The following is a 16,909-nucleotide window of genomic DNA, read 5'->3' on the forward strand; positions in this document are numbered from 1 at the left end:
GGTGTCCGGTGTCGGCCCGGGCCTGGGCGAAACCATCGGCCCGGCCGGCAACTTCGCCAGCCTGCCGGATGCGGCCAAGTGGATTCTGTCGCTGGGCATGCTGCTGGGCCGGCTGGAAATCATTACAGTCTTTGTTCTGTGCATCCCGGCGTTCTGGCGTCACTGACCGTCGACACCTCCAGCAACCGCGCGCGGTACTCGCCGGGCGTGGCATCGAACCAGCGGCGGAAGGCGCGGAAGAAGTTGCTCGGGTCGGCAAAGCCCAACAGGTAGGCGATCTCCAGCAGGCTCATGCCCGGCTGCGCCAGGTATTGCTCGGCCAGTTCGCGACGGGTGTCGTCCAGCAGCGTCTGGAAACTGGTGCCCTCTTCCTGCAGACGCCGCTGCAAGGTGCGCTGAGACAGGTGCAGGGTCTGGGCCACCACTTCACGCTTGGGTTCGCCTTGGGGCAACAGGCGGCACAGCACCTGCCGCGCCTTGTGGGTCACGCGGTTTTCGGAGAAGCGCGCCAGGTATTCACCGGCAAACCGATCGTGCAGCAGCGCCATCGCCTCGTTGGCCGTGGGCAGCGGCGCATCCATATCGGCGCGCTCGAAAATCAGTGCGTCATACACCGCGTTGAATTCCAACGGCGCATGAAACGCTTGTTTGTAGGGCGCGAGGTCGGCGGGTTGCTCTCCTTGCAGCAGCACCTTACGCGGATGCAGGGTACGCCCGGTCAACCAACCACACAGCGCCAGCGCGGAGGCCAACGAGGCTTCGGCGCTTTGCCGGGTGGGCGGCAGGTGATCGCCATGCACCGTCAGAATCAGCGCATAGCCTTCGGGTAATAGTCGGAAACTCAGGTCAGCGCTTTCGGCGATGATCCGCTGGTAGCGCACCAGCCGCATAAAACCTTCCGCCAATGTGTTGCTGGACATCAGCGCATAACCGGCCACATGAAACGATGCCGGGCGCACCACTTTGCCCATGTTCAGGCCAATCGCGGGGTTGCCCGACAGTTCCACGGCGCGTTGCCAGAGCCGAGTCATGGAGTCTTGCGGAAAGCGGGCATCGGGATCGTCGAGGGCGGCATAGTCCAGGCCCAGTTGTTTGAACAACACCTGGCAATCCAGACCGTCCATTTCCAGTGACTTGACTATCCCCATCACCCAGCTTGCAGAAGTTGTTCGTTCGCTCATGGCGTCTTCTTAATAAAGCAGGCTGAAACAGCAGCCAGAAAGCCAAGGATACTAACCTGTAGAGGTTAACTCACAGCCCTTTAAACGCAAGGACTCCAGCTCGATAAAAATATCGTGCTGGGGTTTCATGGGGCCTCTTGGGGCCCGCAATGCCAACTTAATGACGGCTTGGCATTTCTCCCGGCGTCCTGCCGAACGGACTGAGCAGGCCGGATTCGTAGATAGACTTAAAATTAAATGAGGTTGATGACCGCCATTCGCTACTGCATTAAACTTGCGGCATAAAGCAGCGCTATTCACAACGGAATACTATTTGCCCGGGGAAATCAACCCCGCTAAGGGACTTCGAATGAAACCTTCTCACCTGGCATCAGCGGCAATCTTGGTGGCTGTTGCGTCAATTGCCGCATACGTCTCGCACAATGAAACAAAGGCCTGGGATGAATTCGCCGTGGCGCACCGCTGCAAATCAGCCGGAGAAGTGGACAGGCGCCAGTTCACTGAGCTGTTCACGCCGAAGAAAGTGGCCTGGACCTGTGATGATGGTGAAACCTACCTGAGATAGGATTGAGCGTCGTCACTTCTCATTAATCCGACCGCGACACACTCCACCGGCGTCCTGCCGACGAACACAGCCCCCTATTTACCCACGCTGTCATAGGCCTGGGCGCAAGTTACTCCCCGGCCATGGCTTTGGTCAGCAAATCCTGCCAGATCACCCGCTCGCTGGTCAGCGCGCTTGAGCACGTCGGCAAGCACCATGACGGCACGGGTAGCTGCCGCGCTTGTGGCGGCAGTGCAGGAATGGCCGCCGGCTTGACTGGCTGCGATGCGACTGGCAAGGCCGTCGGCTGCGCTGCGCAACCGGTCAGACTCACGGTTAGCAGCAGTGACAGCAGCAGCAGCGGTATCGATAAGAGCTTGGCCATTCTGGACCACCTTGTTGATCGCCTGTTGGCGGGATTGTTCTTTGGCGCGCTCGGCGGCCTCGTTGGCGGCCTTCGCGGTCTCATCGAGCGCATCCCGCTCGCTCCACCTGGCCTGCCATTCATCATTGGCGACCGTCTCGCCGTGGTGATAGGCGCCGAACAGAGCGCCGGCCACCAGCAGCAGCGCGACTATATAAGGAAGGATCTTCATCCAGATCGTGCTCATGCCAACACCCCGCCCGCCAGCCGGTACTGCTTCAGCAGATCTTCCAGGCCGTGTTCGCGCTGCCCGTATCCCGCGCCGGGCAGGCTGGCCCAGATGTTCCGGCACTTCGCGATAGACGTTTCGATCCGCCCGGCCACCACGTCGGCCAAAGCCCTGCACTCGCGGATGTGCTGCAGCGCCAGAAGGTCTTGGCTGATCGGGCTGAAGTCCGGCAGCTTGAGCAGCGCCTTGTAGTGCGGCCAGTCCTTCAGCATCTGCTGATAGCGGCCGGAAGCATTGGACGTCAGCCCCTTGCTGTTGATGACCTTCGACGCGCGACCCTTGGCGAACGGGTGATCTATGAAGTCCTTGAAGACCTCGGGCTTACGATCGGCGCCGGTAACGATCACGTCGTAGCCATCCACGGCCGTGGCCGGTGAGGTGCTGGTGCCCTCGCTCCAGGCGAGCATGTCGAGGAACGCCAGCGCGTTACGGCCGCCTGCGAGGAATTCGGAAACTCGTGGCATTACATTTCTCCAGGCAAAAAAATACCGGCTCGAGGGCCGGCGTTCGGGAGGATCTGCAGCAACTGCTGCTCGGTGATTGGCATATCAGATCGCCTTGTAGAAGTTGATTTTTGTCGTTATTCCTAGCAGCTCACCATCGGTTGCGTCTCGATTATTGGGGCGGTGGAAGCGCAGCGGCTTCCAGTGCCTCAAGGCGTGCAGCCAAGTTTCCCGGCAGAGTCTCGATCGATATCTCCAGCATGGTATCTGCGTTCTTCAGCTTGCCATCATGGAAAACAACATTGAATGGAGGGTCTGGGTATTTGACCCATTCCCATTCACCCGTAGACCGTCCAAGCCAGTCACCAAAACGATCTGGGCGAGTATCTGGAGGCGGATATAGCATCTCCACCCAGCCAGGAGCAACTGTCCAAGGCTGATCTTCCGGCATAGCCATACGTTCCGCAGAGTCAATAACGCAGTACCAGAGCATGTTCAACATCCTCGCAGTTATATTGCACTTTATGTTCCGGGTGAAACACTCTAAGAAGGCTGTACAGGCCAATCTACTGATTCTGGATAACCAGATTGTTCCGGCACATTATTAACGGCTATCCTGTACTCTTTCCAAAGTTTAAGAAGGGAGTCATTCGTTGGGCTAGATGCCCCCAGGTCAACCGCATCCTGAAGCGGTGCTATTCGGATTGACGCTATTGAGAGCAGCTTATCTCGCTGTGTGCCGACAATTGCAGCCAATTCGGCAGCGTCTGGCGGAAGATCGACGGTGGCTGGTGGCAAACCATCAATCATCGGCCAAAAACTCTGATGAGAATAATCCGGATGTGTCAGTTTTGGATTCTCCGGATCGGGAAACTCGCTATCGACGAAATAGAAGCCAGTGCCATCGTTGTTAACCGCATATCCGTTCAAAATGAATCCTCCCAGCCACTGCAAGTCAGAATGTTGCTGGCCGTGCTACTTGCCCAGTAGATGATGTTCGATTGTTCCAGTTGAATATCCGCGCTCTGAGCAACAGAGAACAGAGTTGCATTCGCCCCAATTGCCACTGGCGGAGAATTAGAAGAACTCTGCCATGGTCCATAGGCATTGTTAGGCGCAACTATCGCAGACGCACCGTTCTGAACGGAGAGAACGATAGATACACTAATCGCCGTCGGCGGAGCGAATCCAGCAACGGATAATCCGACCCAGGTAGGGGCCGAGGTACTACCAGCCGTTCCGCTACCCATAAGCGGAAGACCAGCTACGTTTGTTCCCGCTGCAACCCGATACCGGCATCGTCTGCCAGCCTGAGTGAAATTCAGCGGGTATTTGTTCGCAGTGCCATCGGTTCTGAAGGAGCCCCAGCGACACCAGTAATCAAACCCGGCAGCAGGTGCGGTAGGCGTAACAAAAGAAGAATCACCGGTCGCAACCATTGCCCCAGTGGTCGAGTTATACCAAATGTATCCAGCATAAACTGTCGATACGGCCACTGCCCCTGTAGTCATACCACTGACTGTTGCAGAGGCGGTCGCTGCGGTGTTCAGCGTCAGGCTTATAGTTCTCAGCGTCAGGCAGTTACCGGCAGCGTTTGCTACTGTAATCATATCGGCCGTCAATACAACGTTCGCCGAAGTGCCATTGGCAGCCGCAAACAATTTTGCCGCGTTACCGCGGATGCCCTGGCTAACCGTAGTAGGGAGCTGATCGAGCAGAACAAAGTCGGTGCCGTCGTATTCAATATCTGAAAGCTGGTTTGCAGCAAATACGGCAGGGAGTTTTGCGCCGCTCGGGTCGTACTGCTTGAGGCTTTTTACACCTAGGCCGGAAACGTTGATAGTGTCTGTGCCAGTGCTGTTCTGGCTGAACTTCACACGAAAGCGCAAAGGGGCCGCATATAACTGAACCGCTGGAACCGGGGTTAGCGTGAGTGCGCCAGAGCTGCCCGCAGTAGTAAATGCTGTAAGTGCTTGGCTCTGGATTGCGGTGGCAAGCTTCTTTGGGGTCAACGCTGTCGAATCATCCACGCCAGCATTCACAAGCGCTTGCGTGGCGATCTTGAGCCACCCGAACATGCTTTCTGTTGCCTGGGTAACGACCTTGGCGATTGCCTGGAATACCCTTAGAGGGCTCATCACCGTTGTGGTGCTTGTTCCCGCCTCTGCCTGCACTTGAGTAGCATATGGAATACCCGAGGCTATAGCTGCCTTGATAGCCAGCCCTAGGTTGGTTTGAATGGTTGCGAGGTTCCCATCATCGAGAACATCGTTGCCGCTTTGATCGGCGATGAACTGGGCAAGCGTGGCAGAAATCACAGACGATTGCCGCCACGCTTTGTTGAGCTGTTTGGACACCGCGGTGCCCGCTGTAAACCCATTGGCGCGTGCAGCGAGCGCCACATATTCCGCCTGGGTCGATACATTGGCGCCCACGGCAGAGCCGAACGGCAAAAAGTCATTCGTTGGCATATAGACCCCGATTTATGAATAAACGGTTCCCCAGCTTCCTTGGTCAAAGCCGGCGATGTATTGGTTGGCAATGTCGAAGCCGAAGAGCGGCCCGTCATTGGTTGGGACGATGTAGTAGTTAACGCCTACGCTTTGCGGCTTGATTGGGATGTGGCCGCCTGTCAGCAATGCAAGCTCCAGAGCCGATGGCTGTGCGCCAACTACGCCGATGGTGATCGTCATGTCCTGGTTGTCCTGGATGAACACGAACGTGTCACCGCTGAAAACCAGATCGAGAATGGCCTTTGACTCCCCGAGTGTGCCGTCCCATCGATTCGCGCCGATCTTCGCCCGAATCAAAGTCCGGTACGTCTCGTTGTCCAGGGAGGTAATTCCACTGTCTGGGTCGAACGGACCTTTCCAGGCGCCCCGGTCAAACCCAAGGCCGTCGGTATCGAGTGCGAAGTAAACATTGGTCAACGGCGTATCGACGTTGCGGCTGATCCCCACCCACTCGCCCACATCGTCAAGTTGTGCATCAACCGCTCGGTCCAGGTCGAACACTGCTGATAAGCTTGCCGCCACCTGCGCAGCATCCACGAAGCATTGTGCGACGACCGCAACCATCTGCATGAACTTCGGTTTGTCGGCGTGTTGACTGGTGATCTTTCCGGTGTAGTCCGTGATGTCAGGCATGTCAGGTCACCGTGAGAACGATGCTTGAAGGAGTGCAGGACGCCGCTTCGTTGAAGGCCAGCGGGACGTCGGGGTTACCAACGCCGCCAGGCCCTGAAAGCGTCAGGGCTGTCAGCTTAAAAGTCGAACTACCTGGAACACTATTCGCGGCTGTGAGCGCATCAGCCCATTCAACAGTTCCGCTCGGCCCACCACCAATCGCCACTTGGTTCACGTAGTCCGAAACCGCCTGTTGAGCTGCTGCGCCAATGGCCGCCGTGTACCCAGCCAACGCTTTCAGCGACATAGCGCCAGTGACCGCGCGATAGGTCGGTCTGAAATAGTTGATCGTTATCGGCATGCTGTAGACGTTGAGGACGGTTGCAGATGTTGTTCCGTACGTTCCGCCGCCAGGGCCTTTCTTTGCAGCAATCGCCGATGCAATCGCTGTGACATCTCCACCTTCAACGACCATGGCCAGGTGGTTTGCTGGGATGCCGTTAGCGTCGGTGACGCTGGTGTCGTTGTCGTAGGCGACATATCGCGTCACGCCGGAGACGTTGGCCACCGCGCCGATAGTCCCTTCCAGCACGGTCCTGGACGGCAGAGCTGTCGACGTCTTCTGCTTGGCGCGTAGTGCTGGATCTGTTTCGACCGGAGAGCCCATTGATGCCGCGCCGGGGTTGGTGATGCTTTGCCAGCCCCTGGTGGTGGTCACGATTTTATTGACCTGGTTCGGGCCAGCAGAGACCGCGCCGAGAGTGGTACAGGTTGCCGTCACGGTAATGGTGCCCGACGGCGGTATCGTCACCGAAGCCGGCAGTGCCCATTTGTTGCTGTTCTGGTCTTCGACAATGCCGCTGGTTATGGGTGTGCCTGCCTGCCCAATGATTACCAGATCGACCTGCGAATTGGTTGGGATAGCCCTGGAAATGCCGTTGATCTTCACGTTGTTCGAGAGGCCGGCGCCTTGGGCAGTACTCGGCGAATAGGACAAGTAGGCGGCAATGATTGCCGCATTGGCATCGCTGATGGCAAGGGCCTGCATCGCCAAGAACTGGCCGTCCTGCGAGTCGGCCTCAAGGTAGACGTCCGCCCCGTAAATCGATCTGTACTGCGATTGCAGGTAGGCCAGGATTTCGGCATATGACGGCGCAGTGATACCGGTAGACGTGATAACCGCTGCTGTTGGAGAGGCCATTTATGATGTCCCGGTGATGGTTGTCTGCCCGTAGGCCGTGGTGATTTCAGCGGTTGGCGTGAATTTCCGGGTCTCAGGATCGATAACGCCTTCATAGCTGTCGATCTGGACCATCCCTTGGGTGCCGAGGATTCGCTTTTGCACTGCCGAATCACGTGTCGCTGCGGTGCGCTCGCCGAGAACTTCGGTTTTCCAGGGCATACCTTCAGTCTTGTCGAGGAACCACTCGCCCTGATCGAGCTTGAGTCGAGTGCTCACGGCCTGGGCCACGGCATCTGGCGAATCGCGTAGAAAGTCGGCCTGCTGGCTTCCGAAGGTGTAGTCGCCGTTTTCGTCGAGCTTTCGATAGCGCATCTCAGCCCCCTTTCACCGTGGTAGTCATGTGGGAGTTCGTCATCGGCTGATTTGGCGCGCCGGAACCGGCCGATGCATGGGTGTGGCTGTTGAATAGCGCTTGGAATGTCTCGGTTACGAACTTAAGCAAGGTCTGGCCCGCCGCTGCCAGGTTGATAACCGGGGCGGTCACATTCGCCGAGGCAGTCGACGTCACATTGACCGGTGCTGTGGTGGTGATGTTGATCGCATGCGATGTTGAATCAACCTCAACGAATGCAGCCCCATCATCGGTGCGCAGTTGCGCCGCCGTGGTGCTGATGCCGTGGATTACCCGTGGTTGAGAACGGAAGCCCAACAGCGCAAACCCGTCCGATAGATCATGCATGCGCAGTTCAGGCTGCACCTGGACGCCGCCGGACTGCCACCAGGAATCAATGCAGCGGGACGAGAACACCACAAGGCACTCGTCGCCCACCTTCACGGGAAAGGTCAGCGTGCAGCCGCCACCGGCCGGAAACTGCACCGGGCAGTCCACCAACAGCGGCAGCTCGACGCCGGTCAGCGCACCTGACTCATCACGCACCTGGCCATTGATTGCCGGCTGTACGGTGCAGGTCATAGAATCTGGGTTATCGGTATTGAAGGACTGAATTATTCCGGGGATAGCCGTCTGAATTTTGGACTGCCACCCGCCAAGGGCGACTGTTAACCCAACAATGGGGTCGTTCATCCGCTCGCGTGAATCCATGGAGAGTCACCATGAGAAAGTTGATTTTGGTCGCGGCCCTGATGCTTCCGGCAATCGCCAGTGCAGAGGTCGTGTATGTGCAGACGGCAAAGGGGCACCAGTGTGTCGGGGATAAATTCCCAATCACTGCGCCTTTGGAGGTGTTGTACGGGGATCGCCAGTGTGATTTGCCTCTGGCGCACGCGAAGGACATGCGGGCGTATGCTTTCAGCGACAAAGGGTCTGTTGCAGGCAGCTCAAAACGGCCGGCCTTGGCAGTAAAAGGCTGCTGGGGCAAGCGCCTTGATGGCTCATACGTAGTCGTCAGGCAGGACGGGGGCCAGAACCTTGCACCACCGACCGCCTACGTGACGGCACGTCTGGACCAGGGAGGTACGGCCACCGTTACTGACTCGCCAAATCAGGGCTCTCGCTATGCACAAGCAATGCAGATGTGCCCTTAACCGTATGGCTTGACGGGGCCGACCGGCCCAACACCACCAGTCTGTGGAAGCAAGCCAATAGGAACGGTGGAGTCGATCGACAGACAAATCGTGTCGGTGTACCACTCGTTGCCTCTGGTGTCGCCGTAGTGATCCACCACAAACGCCTTGTAAAACCCATCATCCGCGATATTCGCTTGCTGCTTCACGAAGCTATTTGAAGACCCCGCGCTGATGCTTAAGCCATACCGATACTGCTGGATGCTGGTGTTATTTATCTGCAAACGCTTTCCGATCCGAATGCCCGGGTTCAGCAGCGTTCGAACATTTATCCCATTCTGGGTCTGCTCGGGAAGTCCGATCATCCCGGTTGCCGAGGTGACCACCACAGCCTCACCTGGCAGGTATGCGTTGTTCGGAATAAGCGTCAGCTTCCCGTCTTGAATACTCCAACTGACGTCCTGTGTTTTCCCCAAGATATCGAGGAAGTCTCGCGTCATGCCGTAAAAAACCTTACCGCGCGGAAGCCTATTGACGGCCAGGTCTGGAGCCTCGCCCATGGTGACGCCGCGTGACGCCATAGAACTAAGCGCCTGCTGCAGGTGGTCGCTCGCAGTCGACCCGGCAGCCAGGGTGACATTCATCACTGCGAAATTGTAGGCGCTGTCTCCATCCGCTGCGGTGATGTCGATGTAGGTGTCGGTCTGGCTTTCTCGGCCGCGCCGGACCTGCTTGATAGTGCCATCGAAGATTACGCCGTAGTTGCCCGCATAGCCCGCCTGCAGCACAACCCGCTCAAACTCTTTCTGTACCCGCCTGACGGTATCAGGACTCAGGTTGTAAACCCTGATGTCGGCGGAGTTGGGCGTCTTGAAGTCGCCACGGCGCACGGCGAACCTGATACGCATATCCGACAGATCAAGAGCGCTTTTTGCATCGCCTACCTTCAGGCTAATTTGTCGTAAGTACTGAGGAATGCTCATCGCTACTCCGTGTACCAGTAAAGGTGTGAACCAACCCCGAGGTTATCGAAGGTCGGCACCGCATCAGGATCGGCCGTGGTTTGCACCCACAGCACACCGGTGAATCCGAGATAGGCGTATTGCTCCAGCAGGTTGACCCCGGTCACCAGGGGAATCCCCTGAATGATCGGGTTTGCGCTGGTGTCCGCGATATCTAACACCCACCCGCCCTGGTCTGCGTTGCGCCACTGCATGGTCAGGCGGTATTCCGTACCTGACAGCGAAATGGTGAACGTCTGCGGGTTTGAGGTCAGCGGTATTTCAAAGTTGGCCATGGGGCTATCCGTTCGGTGGCTGCCATCCGCCTGGGGCCGGATATGCAGTTGCGACCTGCTTGGTACCGGTGTCCGAGGTTTCGCCGGTTGCCTGGGGCTGAGCCTGGTTTTCCTTGGATGGCAGCGTAGTGGCCTGGGTCTGAACGATCAGGACCTGCTTGAACACCGCCGTCACCATGAGCGTGTATTCGCTCTTTTCGTCCGTGGTCTGGCTCAGGCTGCGCATCAGCATGTTGGTGTACAGCCGCTTCCCGGTCGAAACATCGAACGGGATGCGCGACTCTTGCAGCGCCAGCAACTGGTTGTAGATCCCGGACACGTAGTCAGAGCCGAAGGCGTCGCCGCCGGTGAGCGCCGAGACTAAACCCTTGACCCCACTGAGCACGCCGCCAAGACTCGCATTACTCCAGCCGCACCTGATCACCAGGTCGGCAGGCTTCTTGAATGCGTGGTCGGTTATGTTGGCGCCCAGCTCGACTGGATGCTCGGTGATATGCAATTCGTCCGTGGCCACCTCTTCCATGGTGACGTGGGCCACGATGCTGCCGATCGATCGCTTCGGGTCAATGGTGATAAAGCCAGCAAAGTTGGGCATGTCAGTTCACCGCCGTGTTCATGTTGCGGGTCAGTTCCTGGTTGACCCGGTTCTGCTCGCCGCCCACCGCGCTTGCGGTAGCCGTAGGATCGGAAGCCCCGTGAATGGTGATGTTGGTCGTCTGGTTGAGCTGAGCTGCTGTTTCGCCACGGGATGCAGCTTCGCGCGCCCTCGCGGACTCATCGATTCCAGGCCGTTCGTAATAGCGGGATACGGTCGCTCCAGCATCGCGGGAGTTTTCCGAAGCCTTCAACAGCTTGCCGGCCGCCACCTCGGCTCCCTCAGTGAGCTCGTAGTGGACAAACTTCAATTGATCCTCAAGCGTCGACTGCCGAATGTCCTTGCCGGACCACTTCTTGAAGTTTGCCTGCCGGTCAGGATGCCACTGCGCAACACCATAGGCCTGGCCACCATCCCCAACCGCTGAGGAGTTGAAGCCGCTTTCGGCAGAAAGATTCGCAGTAATCCCTGCTGACTGGGCCGGGGTCCATCCAAGATCTTGGAAAAACTGCATGACCCGACCCGCCATATCGTCGCCGCCGCGCAGCCTGCCATCAGCGGCATCCTCTGCATCGCGCCTGCGCTGGACAATTTCATCCTCGCCCTCATTCAGCGAGGACGAATAAAGAGCGGATCCCAATCCCACAGCCAGGGTTGATAGCGCTGTTGCCCCGGCGGCCGCTGCTCCAGCTCCGGCAATGCCGGTTCCGAGGCGGACGAATGCTGCCGCCAAATTGGCGATGCCGCTGACCACAGACAGAGCGCCGATAGCATTCAAAAGGCCCAGCAGCACGATAATCCTGGTGCTCCAACCGTCTGTTGCATTATCGAGGTTGACGAAGAAGTCCCAGATCTTTTGCAGGTACGGGCCGGAGCGCTCCGCGAAGTCGACCAGCTTGACGGCGATGTCGGCAATCCGGTCCGCAATCATCGGTCCGTTCTGCTCGAACCATTGGGCAAAGCGTTGTAGATCCGGGCCGAGTTTGCCCATTAGCGCAGCCTGCACCTGAATCGAGAACGCCTCGAACTGCAGCCCAATACTTCGCAGCACCTCCATGAACGCATGGGCATCCACGGTGGCCTGGTCCAGGCCGCTGTCCCTGAGCTTTTTCCGGTTTTCCTCGAGCTTGGCGCCGAACTTGTCATCCTGGATGGCGCGCAGAGTCCGCTCATCAATGCCGAGCACGCCGGCATATTGATTGGCCTGGTACCACGGCATCGCCTTGAGCTTCTGGCCAATGTTGACCAGCATGTCGGCGGTGTCTCTCAAGTTGCCGTTTGCGTCGCGGGTCTGAACGCCGATCCCTTTCAGGAAGTCTTCGCCTCCCGGGTTGTCTCGCAGGAACTTAGCGATACCTTCGATCGAGCCGCGGGCCTCGTCAGCCGAGGCGCCCAGGTCGCGCGCGGCATACTCGGCAGACTTCAAGCTTTCAGCGGAAGCGCCGACGCGCTGGGATGCGAAGTAAAGCCCCTCCAGGTTCGAAGCGAAGGCCGAAACGCCCGCGGCAACCGTCAGCGAAGCGCCAGCGATCACCGTGACCAGGCGAGTTACCGTCTTCGTGGCGTTGTCGATGCCCGTGGTGAAGTCCTTCACACCCTTCTGATCAACCTTGAACCCCAGGCCAACCAAGAACTCCTTGATGACGTCTTGATCAGCCATTTAATCCTCCAGGGCCTTGCGCACGCGCTCCTTGTTTTCGGCGCGTATGAGCAGCGAATCATTCATTTTTGCGATGTCGGAAAGGTCGATCGTGCAGTTGAGCAGGGACTCGTACCGGCACATGCCTTCATGCACCGGAATGAGCAGCCAGTCTTCGCCGTCGGGCAGTTTTTCGAGTTCGACCGTCAGGCCTTGGGAGTGCCCTGGCCGGTAAGCATCCCGCGTAAAAAAGGGCCCAGCGACTCTGTGATCACGCGGACAGACAGTTTGATCATCACGCCCAGGTCGAGGTCGTCGAACATGCAGGTGTTCTGGCTGGCGTTCCAGACCTGGAACCAGGCGGTGCCCTGCTTGCGTTGTACGGCACCCAAACAGGTGGACAGGATGAACTCTGCGGTCTCGTCGGGCATGTTGGCGATGCCATCGGCAAAGGGCTGCATCAGCGACGCAAGCCCCTCCAGATCGCCGCTAAGTGGCGCCCCATCCGATTCGGCGCTGTCGCCGGCAGCCGCTGCAATGGCCAGTGCTTTCGCGGAGCCTTTGAGTTTCAGGAACACCGGGATCAGCGTAGGGATGATCGGCGCGACCTTGCGCGACAGGTGGAACTGCTGGAAGGCATTCAGCTTGCCGATTCGGTAGGTATCGGCGCCGAGGTCAAATTCGCTCATCAGTAGGTCCCCAGGATGGTGTCAATCTTGATGGCGTCGAAGATCCATTCATAGGTGCCGCCATCCTTTTTGTAGGTCATATCTGGAACCTTTTTGAATGCGCAGCTACGGCACCCGGTCGCATCACCACTGGCGCTGTTAGTAACCGAAATGACATTCTGCCCCCAGAGCGAGGAGCTGAGGCTCTGCGCATCATAAAGCGCCATCAATTGCGCGTTTTTTGGCGATGTTTGAAGGTAGCGGAGCGTCACGGTGCCCGCCTTACCAGCATGCAGCGAGTGCATTCCCTCGCCATCAGCACCAATGGTCATGGTGTTTTTGTCGTCAACGCGAGAAATGGTGATGCCTTCCTCAGCGTTTGCCGATCCGGCGCCAAGGTCAATAACTGCGCCTGCGCCCACCAGGGTGGCGTTTACATCGAGAAAGCTATAAGTAGCCATAGGTGATCAGCTCCGATCAGCGGTTGACGTTGACAATGACGTCAGCGAAGTGGACGGCGCCTGCCAGCTTGACTGCCATCTGGGGTGGTGGCGATTTGCGTGCTTCGCGATCTGCCTGGGACTGGGTATCTACCGACGGGGCATAGGTGTAATAACCCTTCGTGAGATATTGGCCCGTGCTGAGCGCGCCTACGTTGGGACCATTCCACTGACCGGGAGCCAATAGCCCGTTGGTGACGCCCTGTTCAGCACGGCTATCAAGCGTGGTGACGATCCGGTTGATGCCCGGGTTCGTCTGCGAAACCTTGCCGTTGGTGTAGAAGAGGTTCCATACAGCGGTTTGAAGGTCGTTCTGGAGCCAGTCCAGACCGTGTACCTCGTCGAAGAAGTACCCGTTGCACATCACCCCTTCTTGGATGATTGCCGTGTCGTTGTCGTAGTTGACGAACACGTTGCAGTTTTTCGCCTTCAATGCTTTTGCCTGGCTGGAGGCCAGGCTTTCGGCTGTAACCCCCGGTTCTTGCTTAAATTTCAGGGTGATAGTTGTGTTGTTACCCTGGAAATTGACCGTAAAGGCCCTGCCAAAAATCGACGCGGCGGCGTAAGGCGAGGAACTAGAAAACTGCGTGAACGTCCTCTTGTAGTTGCCGCCCTTCAACTTGCTGACGATGTCGGTAGTACTGGTCGGGTCCAGCGCCAGCGAACTTTGGGTGGTGTAGCCGAAAATACGGCTTTGGCCTGACCCTTCGATGAATGCGGCCACCGCCAGGACGTCATCAGGATTGAGAGACGGATCAGCCACCAGGAGCCCATACCAGCCATTGGAAACGTCGGCAAGGTCGGTCACCGCGCTGAGAAGACTCTCAGCCAAAACGCCATTCACTGGAGCGGACGCCTGCCCGGTAACCAGGCCGAGCAGCGCGGATACGTCCACACCGCTTGCTGGCGCCACGGCATAGCTGATGGTCGAGGTAGTGCCGGTAGTTGCGCTGGTCACTTCGAAGCGATTCAGCGTTGCGTTCCACACGCAGGTCCCTGCGGATGCCAACTTGGTAGTGATGATCGACGCCACACCGTTCAAGTTGGTGACGCCAGAAAGGTCGATGGCGGCCAGGTTTTTCAGCGTCCCGTCGATGGTGATCTGCATGCCACCGGCGGTCACCGCGGTGAAATTGGCGATAGCCTGCTGGGTCGCTGACAGAACAGCCCCCTTCAACAGCGCAGATGTCGCCGTCTTGGCCCAGCGGCCGGCGTACATGATGGCCGGCTGCGGCGATTGGCTAAAGAACAGGTTGGCGGCCAGATACTCTGGCGCGGTAGTGCCGAAGTCGCTGACAACGCTGTCCAGGCTGGAATATGGGCGAATACGCTCAGTGACATCGATCACAGGCGACGAACCGAGGACCAGCAGAGCGCCGAAATCGCGCGTAGCAGCTGCCTTCGGAGACATGACGATCTGGACGTTCACGACGTCCGAAACGGCGAGAGTCTGCATTGCTTTCTCCGGGGTTGGATCAGTCGACGATCACTGGATCTGCCGACAGGATGTTGAGGACTGGGTAGACGCGCACGACTTGGCGGCGTATCTGGATGGTGAGGTCGTAGCGGCGTACCCATTGCTGGTTGACCAGTTCGGGCACGGGGCGAATATCGGAAGCGCCATAGAAGGCCATTCGGTATGCCTTCACTGCCTCGCTGTTCTGCGGGACGAAGATGCCGTCGCGCAGGATCGAGGCGTAGGCCTGGGCCTGGGGCCCGTAGAACGTGCACAGCACCTGAAATTCTTCGTGCATCTGGTACTGGTCATGCCCTTCATCGGAACCGTCGTGATCGATTGCCGGGTTGGCGACAGTCTTGGTCTCGTGGACTCCGACGGCGCACCAGTTGACGTCAGGTTCAGGCTGCTTTGGCGGTTTGGCCTGCCAGCGTGGCCTAACGAACTTTCCCGACAGGCCGCTGATACCGACCACCATGGCCTGCAAGACGTCTTCAAGCTGATCATCTTCCGGTGGCGCAGGCGACCCCGCCGGTGCGAGGTAGCCACCGGTAGCGGAGGTATTTGCCATGGGTTATCCCGCCAGAGGAAGAAGGTCGCAGGTAGCGCAAACGAAGCCACGACCGAAGTGGCCGTAGTCGTTGACGTTTGAAACGGTGTAGGTCTTGCCGCGCCAGGTGACGATATCGGCGGTTGTGTCGCCTTCGCCTGCCGTGAGCTGGAAGATCGTGTGGATGGTGATGGAGCCTTTCTTGCGCTCTCCGCCCGCCAGGCGCTCAAGGATGTCTCCCTTGTCGCTGGTGACCACGCCTGCGAACGCGATGTTGGTTTCGGTCGAGGTTGTCCGGCCGTTATCGCCGACCTCCACGACCTGGCGCTTGCACGCAAGGCCCGTATCCATGAAGTCTGGGTCGAGCAGGACATCTGTTACGTCGAGCTGGGCCATGGTCAGTCCTTCTTACGGATTACGTAGGTCAGGGAGTTGCGTAGCTCGCCTTTGTCGATCAGAGGCTTAACCCCTGTTCTTCCGCGACGACGGCGCGCTGCCAAAGTGGACTTTTTGAGTTCTTCAAAGTCCCCACTGTTGATTCTTGCGCGCAGCCCGGCCTGAGCAACCAAGCCAGTCGCGTTGAGCTCAACATCGACTTTTTCCGAATTCCCATTTACGGCAGCTTTCGCGGCTTTTTGCAGATGGCCTTCGATTTTGTCCTGTACAAGGGCGATCCCGGACTCCATGAACTCGCGAGGCGGGATGTTTTGCGCCGGTGACCCGTAGTTTTGAAGGTATCCAAGCTGCGCGTTATTGAGCGGTGAGTCGTCATCACGCTCAGCCTTGGAAGCGGGAATGCCCGCCAGCACCTGTTTGCTGGCGAGCTCCTGAATCGACGCCAGCACCTTGGATACATCGTCCTTGGTGATCTTCATGCTCATAGCTGAATACCCCCAGTGCCGACCATGCGGGCCATCTGCAGGAACTGGATGCCGTAGGTGGTAAGGTTGAAGAACCCACCATCCTGCAGCGCCACAGCACCCGAGTCATAACCTACACTTACCTTGTCCACGGACTTAGAGGTGACCGGGCCCTTAATCTGGCCTGGTGCACCGCCAACCATAGCAGCGAGCTGATTGCCCGCTGCCAATGCAAGGTTATGAGCCACGAACAGCTCCGTCCCGATGTCGAGATAGTCACACCACCGATCCTCGGAAAGTGTCTTACCGGCCAGTGTCAGCCAGAGATTGACAGATGAATCGGGGTATTTCGCGGTGTCGGCGAACTCCGGGAAGTCCGCGCGGAACTGCGCGGCGTCCATGGTCAAGCCTTCGCTTTGGCATCCGCGTCGGCTTTGGCCTTCGCGTCTGCCTCGGCTTTGGCATCGGCATCAGCCTTCGCTTTGGCATCCGCGTCGGCCTGGTCATCGCCGCTAGTGTCGCCCTGTAAAGCATTGGCCTGCTTGGTGGTCAGCGGCTCCGAATTAGCGACCACATACCAGTGCGCCGCTACCTCGTCTTCGACCTCATGCAAGCCAGCTTCGAAGTCGAGGATCACACCTTCGGCCAGGTTAAGCTTGAAGCTCTTGAGCACATTGAGAAATTTCATTGC

At 58.2% G+C, this 16,909-nt stretch carries 25 protein-coding genes and 2 pseudogenes; 3 read left to right on the forward strand and 24 right to left on the reverse strand.

All coding sequences use genetic code 11. From position 1 onward, the window contains the following. Positions 1–166: pseudogene (locus tag L9Z73_RS03325) on the forward strand (potassium transporter TrkH); the annotation flags it as partial. Here L9Z73_RS03325 and L9Z73_RS03330 read toward each other — a convergent pair. Further along, the gene (locus L9Z73_RS03330) at positions 123–1,181 is read right to left on the reverse strand and encodes an AraC family transcriptional regulator (RefSeq protein ID WP_247396325.1); all 1,059 of its coding nucleotides are present in this window, start codon (positions 1,179–1,181) and stop codon (positions 123–125) included. The pseudogene L9Z73_RS03325 and the gene L9Z73_RS03330 overlap by 44 nt on opposite strands. A gap of 349 nt (positions 1,182–1,530) precedes the next feature. Between L9Z73_RS03330 and L9Z73_RS03335 the strand changes: the two genes are divergently transcribed. After that, on the forward strand, positions 1,531–1,746 hold the full coding sequence (locus L9Z73_RS03335; protein ID WP_247396328.1) for a hypothetical protein: 216 nt from the start codon (positions 1,531–1,533) through the stop codon (positions 1,744–1,746). Between the two features lie 74 nt (positions 1,747–1,820). On the opposite strand, the gene L9Z73_RS03340 is transcribed toward L9Z73_RS03335, so the two are convergent. From L9Z73_RS03340 to L9Z73_RS03380, 10 genes and pseudogenes are all read right to left on the reverse strand, one after another. Beyond that, positions 1,821–2,336 (reverse strand): DUF2514 family protein, encoded by a 516-nt coding sequence (locus L9Z73_RS03340; protein ID WP_247396331.1) that lies wholly within the window; start codon positions 2,334–2,336, stop codon positions 1,821–1,823. Then, entirely contained in the window at positions 2,333–2,842 is a 510-nt protein-coding gene (locus L9Z73_RS03345; protein ID WP_247396334.1) for a glycoside hydrolase family 24 protein, read from the reverse strand. Before L9Z73_RS03345 ends, L9Z73_RS03340 begins: the two co-directional genes overlap by 4 nt. 14 nt (positions 2,843–2,856) lie before the next feature. Further along, positions 2,857–2,925: pseudogene (locus L9Z73_RS31275) on the reverse strand (glycoside hydrolase family 19 protein); the annotation flags it as partial. 68 nt (positions 2,926–2,993) lie between these two features. After that, positions 2,994–3,314 (reverse strand): hypothetical protein, encoded by a 321-nt coding sequence (locus tag L9Z73_RS03350; RefSeq protein ID WP_247396337.1) that lies wholly within the window; start codon positions 3,312–3,314, stop codon positions 2,994–2,996. A 50-nt stretch (positions 3,315–3,364) separates the two neighbouring features. After that, positions 3,365–3,751: a tail fiber assembly protein gene (locus tag L9Z73_RS03355; RefSeq protein ID WP_247396339.1), complete on the reverse strand. Its 387-nt coding sequence runs from the start codon at positions 3,749–3,751 to the stop codon at positions 3,365–3,367. Further along, entirely contained in the window at positions 3,748–5,292 is a 1,545-nt protein-coding gene (locus L9Z73_RS03360) for a hypothetical protein (protein WP_247396342.1), read from the reverse strand. The genes L9Z73_RS03355 and L9Z73_RS03360 overlap by 4 nt, the downstream gene beginning before the upstream one ends. 12 nt (positions 5,293–5,304) lie before the next feature. Further along, positions 5,305–5,967 carry a DUF2612 domain-containing protein gene (locus L9Z73_RS03365; protein WP_247396345.1) on the reverse strand — a complete coding sequence of 221 codons (663 nt, stop codon included), beginning with the start codon at positions 5,965–5,967 and terminating at the stop codon, positions 5,305–5,307. A gap of 1 nt (position 5,968) precedes the next feature. Beyond that, the gene (locus tag L9Z73_RS03370; protein ID WP_247396349.1) at positions 5,969–7,147 is read right to left on the reverse strand and encodes a baseplate J/gp47 family protein; all 1,179 of its coding nucleotides are present in this window, start codon (positions 7,145–7,147) and stop codon (positions 5,969–5,971) included. Further along, entirely contained in the window at positions 7,148–7,501 is a 354-nt protein-coding gene (locus L9Z73_RS03375) for a hypothetical protein (RefSeq protein WP_247396351.1), read from the reverse strand. It lies immediately after the preceding gene. Position 7,502: 1 nt separating this feature from the next. Further along, complete coding sequence (locus L9Z73_RS03380) at positions 7,503–8,231, reverse strand: Gp138 family membrane-puncturing spike protein (RefSeq protein WP_247396353.1); 729 nt, start codon at positions 8,229–8,231, stop codon at positions 7,503–7,505. Between the two features lie 11 nt (positions 8,232–8,242). On the opposite strand from L9Z73_RS03380, the gene L9Z73_RS03385 reads away from it, so the two are divergent. Then, entirely contained in the window at positions 8,243–8,674 is a 432-nt protein-coding gene (locus tag L9Z73_RS03385; protein ID WP_247396356.1) for a hypothetical protein, read from the forward strand. On the opposite strand, the gene L9Z73_RS03390 is transcribed toward L9Z73_RS03385, so the two are convergent. The 13 genes from L9Z73_RS03390 to L9Z73_RS03445 form a co-directional block, all read right to left on the reverse strand. Continuing rightward, the gene (locus L9Z73_RS03390; protein WP_247396358.1) at positions 8,671–9,636 is read right to left on the reverse strand and encodes a phage protein; all 966 of its coding nucleotides are present in this window, start codon (positions 9,634–9,636) and stop codon (positions 8,671–8,673) included. The genes L9Z73_RS03385 and L9Z73_RS03390 overlap by 4 nt on opposite strands. 2 nt (positions 9,637–9,638) lie before the next feature. Next, positions 9,639–9,950, reverse strand: a complete 312-nt coding sequence (locus L9Z73_RS03395; RefSeq protein WP_247396360.1) for a phage baseplate plug family protein — start codon at positions 9,948–9,950, stop codon at positions 9,639–9,641. A gap of 4 nt (positions 9,951–9,954) precedes the next feature. Further along, positions 9,955–10,545 carry a phage baseplate protein gene (locus tag L9Z73_RS03400; protein WP_247396363.1) on the reverse strand — a complete coding sequence of 197 codons (591 nt, stop codon included), beginning with the start codon at positions 10,543–10,545 and terminating at the stop codon, positions 9,955–9,957. A 1-nt stretch (position 10,546) separates the two neighbouring features. After that, complete coding sequence (locus tag L9Z73_RS03405) at positions 10,547–12,205, reverse strand: phage tail tip lysozyme (protein WP_247396365.1); 1,659 nt, start codon at positions 12,203–12,205, stop codon at positions 10,547–10,549. After that, the gene (locus L9Z73_RS31165) at positions 12,206–12,328 is read right to left on the reverse strand and encodes a DUF6889 family protein (protein WP_282598502.1); all 123 of its coding nucleotides are present in this window, start codon (positions 12,326–12,328) and stop codon (positions 12,206–12,208) included. Positions 12,329–12,390: 62 nt separating this feature from the next. Further along, complete coding sequence (locus L9Z73_RS03410) at positions 12,391–12,873, reverse strand: phage tail assembly chaperone (protein ID WP_247396367.1); 483 nt, start codon at positions 12,871–12,873, stop codon at positions 12,391–12,393. Next, positions 12,873–13,313, reverse strand: a complete 441-nt coding sequence (locus L9Z73_RS03415; RefSeq protein ID WP_247396370.1) for a phage structural protein — start codon at positions 13,311–13,313, stop codon at positions 12,873–12,875. Before L9Z73_RS03415 ends, L9Z73_RS03410 begins: the two co-directional genes overlap by 1 nt. A gap of 16 nt (positions 13,314–13,329) precedes the next feature. Further along, the gene (locus L9Z73_RS03420; protein WP_247396372.1) at positions 13,330–14,808 is read right to left on the reverse strand and encodes a DUF3383 domain-containing protein; all 1,479 of its coding nucleotides are present in this window, start codon (positions 14,806–14,808) and stop codon (positions 13,330–13,332) included. A 19-nt stretch (positions 14,809–14,827) separates the two neighbouring features. Beyond that, the gene (locus tag L9Z73_RS03425; protein ID WP_247396375.1) at positions 14,828–15,379 is read right to left on the reverse strand and encodes a phage neck terminator protein; all 552 of its coding nucleotides are present in this window, start codon (positions 15,377–15,379) and stop codon (positions 14,828–14,830) included. 3 nt (positions 15,380–15,382) lie between these two features. After that, the gene (locus L9Z73_RS03430; protein ID WP_247396376.1) at positions 15,383–15,754 is read right to left on the reverse strand and encodes a hypothetical protein; all 372 of its coding nucleotides are present in this window, start codon (positions 15,752–15,754) and stop codon (positions 15,383–15,385) included. A gap of 2 nt (positions 15,755–15,756) precedes the next feature. Further along, entirely contained in the window at positions 15,757–16,239 is a 483-nt protein-coding gene (locus tag L9Z73_RS03435) for a hypothetical protein (protein WP_247396378.1), read from the reverse strand. Continuing rightward, positions 16,236–16,619: a DUF4054 domain-containing protein gene (locus tag L9Z73_RS03440; protein WP_247396380.1), complete on the reverse strand. Its 384-nt coding sequence runs from the start codon at positions 16,617–16,619 to the stop codon at positions 16,236–16,238. Before L9Z73_RS03440 ends, L9Z73_RS03435 begins: the two co-directional genes overlap by 4 nt. Positions 16,620–16,621: 2 nt before the next feature. Continuing rightward, a complete protein-coding gene (locus L9Z73_RS03445) occupies positions 16,622–16,906 on the reverse strand; it encodes an STY1053 family phage-associated protein (protein WP_247396383.1) in 285 nt (94 codons plus the stop codon). Positions 16,907–16,909 lie beyond the last annotated feature (3 nt).

The sequence above is a fragment of the Pseudomonas emilianonis genome (genome assembly GCF_023072625.1).
Classification (GTDB): domain Bacteria; phylum Pseudomonadota; class Gammaproteobacteria; order Pseudomonadales; family Pseudomonadaceae; genus Aquipseudomonas; species Aquipseudomonas paraveronii.

What these genes read in the sequence shown, in the direction of transcription:
- L9Z73_RS03330 (WP_247396325.1), bottom strand. Translation starts at nt 1,181, where the DNA reads ATGAGCGAACGAACAACTTCTGCAAGCTGGGTGATGGGGATAGTCAAG.
- L9Z73_RS03335 (WP_247396328.1), top strand. Translation starts at nt 1,531, where the DNA reads ATGAAACCTTCTCACCTGGCATCAGCGGCAATCTTGGTGGCTGTTGCG.
- L9Z73_RS03340 (WP_247396331.1), bottom strand. Translation starts at nt 2,336, where the DNA reads ATGAGCACGATCTGGATGAAGATCCTTCCTTATATAGTCGCGCTGCTG.
- L9Z73_RS03345 (WP_247396334.1), bottom strand. Translation starts at nt 2,842, where the DNA reads ATGCCACGAGTTTCCGAATTCCTCGCAGGCGGCCGTAACGCGCTGGCG.
- L9Z73_RS03350 (WP_247396337.1), bottom strand. Translation starts at nt 3,314, where the DNA reads ATGCTCTGGTACTGCGTTATTGACTCTGCGGAACGTATGGCTATGCCG.
- L9Z73_RS03360 (WP_247396342.1), bottom strand. Translation starts at nt 5,292, where the DNA reads ATGCCAACGAATGACTTTTTGCCGTTCGGCTCTGCCGTGGGCGCCAAT.
- L9Z73_RS03365 (WP_247396345.1), bottom strand. Translation starts at nt 5,967, where the DNA reads ATGCCTGACATCACGGACTACACCGGAAAGATCACCAGTCAACACGCC.
- L9Z73_RS03370 (WP_247396349.1), bottom strand. Translation starts at nt 7,147, where the DNA reads ATGGCCTCTCCAACAGCAGCGGTTATCACGTCTACCGGTATCACTGCG.
- L9Z73_RS03375 (WP_247396351.1), bottom strand. Translation starts at nt 7,501, where the DNA reads ATGCGCTATCGAAAGCTCGACGAAAACGGCGACTACACCTTCGGAAGC.
- L9Z73_RS03380 (WP_247396353.1), bottom strand. Translation starts at nt 8,231, where the DNA reads ATGGATTCACGCGAGCGGATGAACGACCCCATTGTTGGGTTAACAGTC.
- L9Z73_RS03385 (WP_247396356.1), top strand. Translation starts at nt 8,243, where the DNA reads ATGAGAAAGTTGATTTTGGTCGCGGCCCTGATGCTTCCGGCAATCGCC.
- L9Z73_RS03390 (WP_247396358.1), bottom strand. Translation starts at nt 9,636, where the DNA reads ATGAGCATTCCTCAGTACTTACGACAAATTAGCCTGAAGGTAGGCGAT.
- L9Z73_RS03395 (WP_247396360.1), bottom strand. Translation starts at nt 9,950, where the DNA reads ATGGCCAACTTTGAAATACCGCTGACCTCAAACCCGCAGACGTTCACC.
- L9Z73_RS03400 (WP_247396363.1), bottom strand. Translation starts at nt 10,545, where the DNA reads ATGCCCAACTTTGCTGGCTTTATCACCATTGACCCGAAGCGATCGATC.
- L9Z73_RS03405 (WP_247396365.1), bottom strand. Translation starts at nt 12,205, where the DNA reads ATGGCTGATCAAGACGTCATCAAGGAGTTCTTGGTTGGCCTGGGGTTC.
- L9Z73_RS31165 (WP_282598502.1), bottom strand. Translation starts at nt 12,328, where the DNA reads ATGTGCCGGTACGAGTCCCTGCTCAACTGCACGATCGACCTTTCCGAC.
- L9Z73_RS03410 (WP_247396367.1), bottom strand. Translation starts at nt 12,873, where the DNA reads ATGAGCGAATTTGACCTCGGCGCCGATACCTACCGAATCGGCAAGCTG.
- L9Z73_RS03415 (WP_247396370.1), bottom strand. Translation starts at nt 13,313, where the DNA reads ATGGCTACTTATAGCTTTCTCGATGTAAACGCCACCCTGGTGGGCGCA.
- L9Z73_RS03420 (WP_247396372.1), bottom strand. Translation starts at nt 14,808, where the DNA reads ATGCAGACTCTCGCCGTTTCGGACGTCGTGAACGTCCAGATCGTCATG.
- L9Z73_RS03425 (WP_247396375.1), bottom strand. Translation starts at nt 15,379, where the DNA reads ATGGCAAATACCTCCGCTACCGGTGGCTACCTCGCACCGGCGGGGTCG.
- L9Z73_RS03430 (WP_247396376.1), bottom strand. Translation starts at nt 15,754, where the DNA reads ATGGCCCAGCTCGACGTAACAGATGTCCTGCTCGACCCAGACTTCATG.
- L9Z73_RS03435 (WP_247396378.1), bottom strand. Translation starts at nt 16,239, where the DNA reads ATGAGCATGAAGATCACCAAGGACGATGTATCCAAGGTGCTGGCGTCG.
- L9Z73_RS03440 (WP_247396380.1), bottom strand. Translation starts at nt 16,619, where the DNA reads ATGGACGCCGCGCAGTTCCGCGCGGACTTCCCGGAGTTCGCCGACACC.
- L9Z73_RS03445 (WP_247396383.1), bottom strand. Translation starts at nt 16,906, where the DNA reads ATGAAATTTCTCAATGTGCTCAAGAGCTTCAAGCTTAACCTGGCCGAA.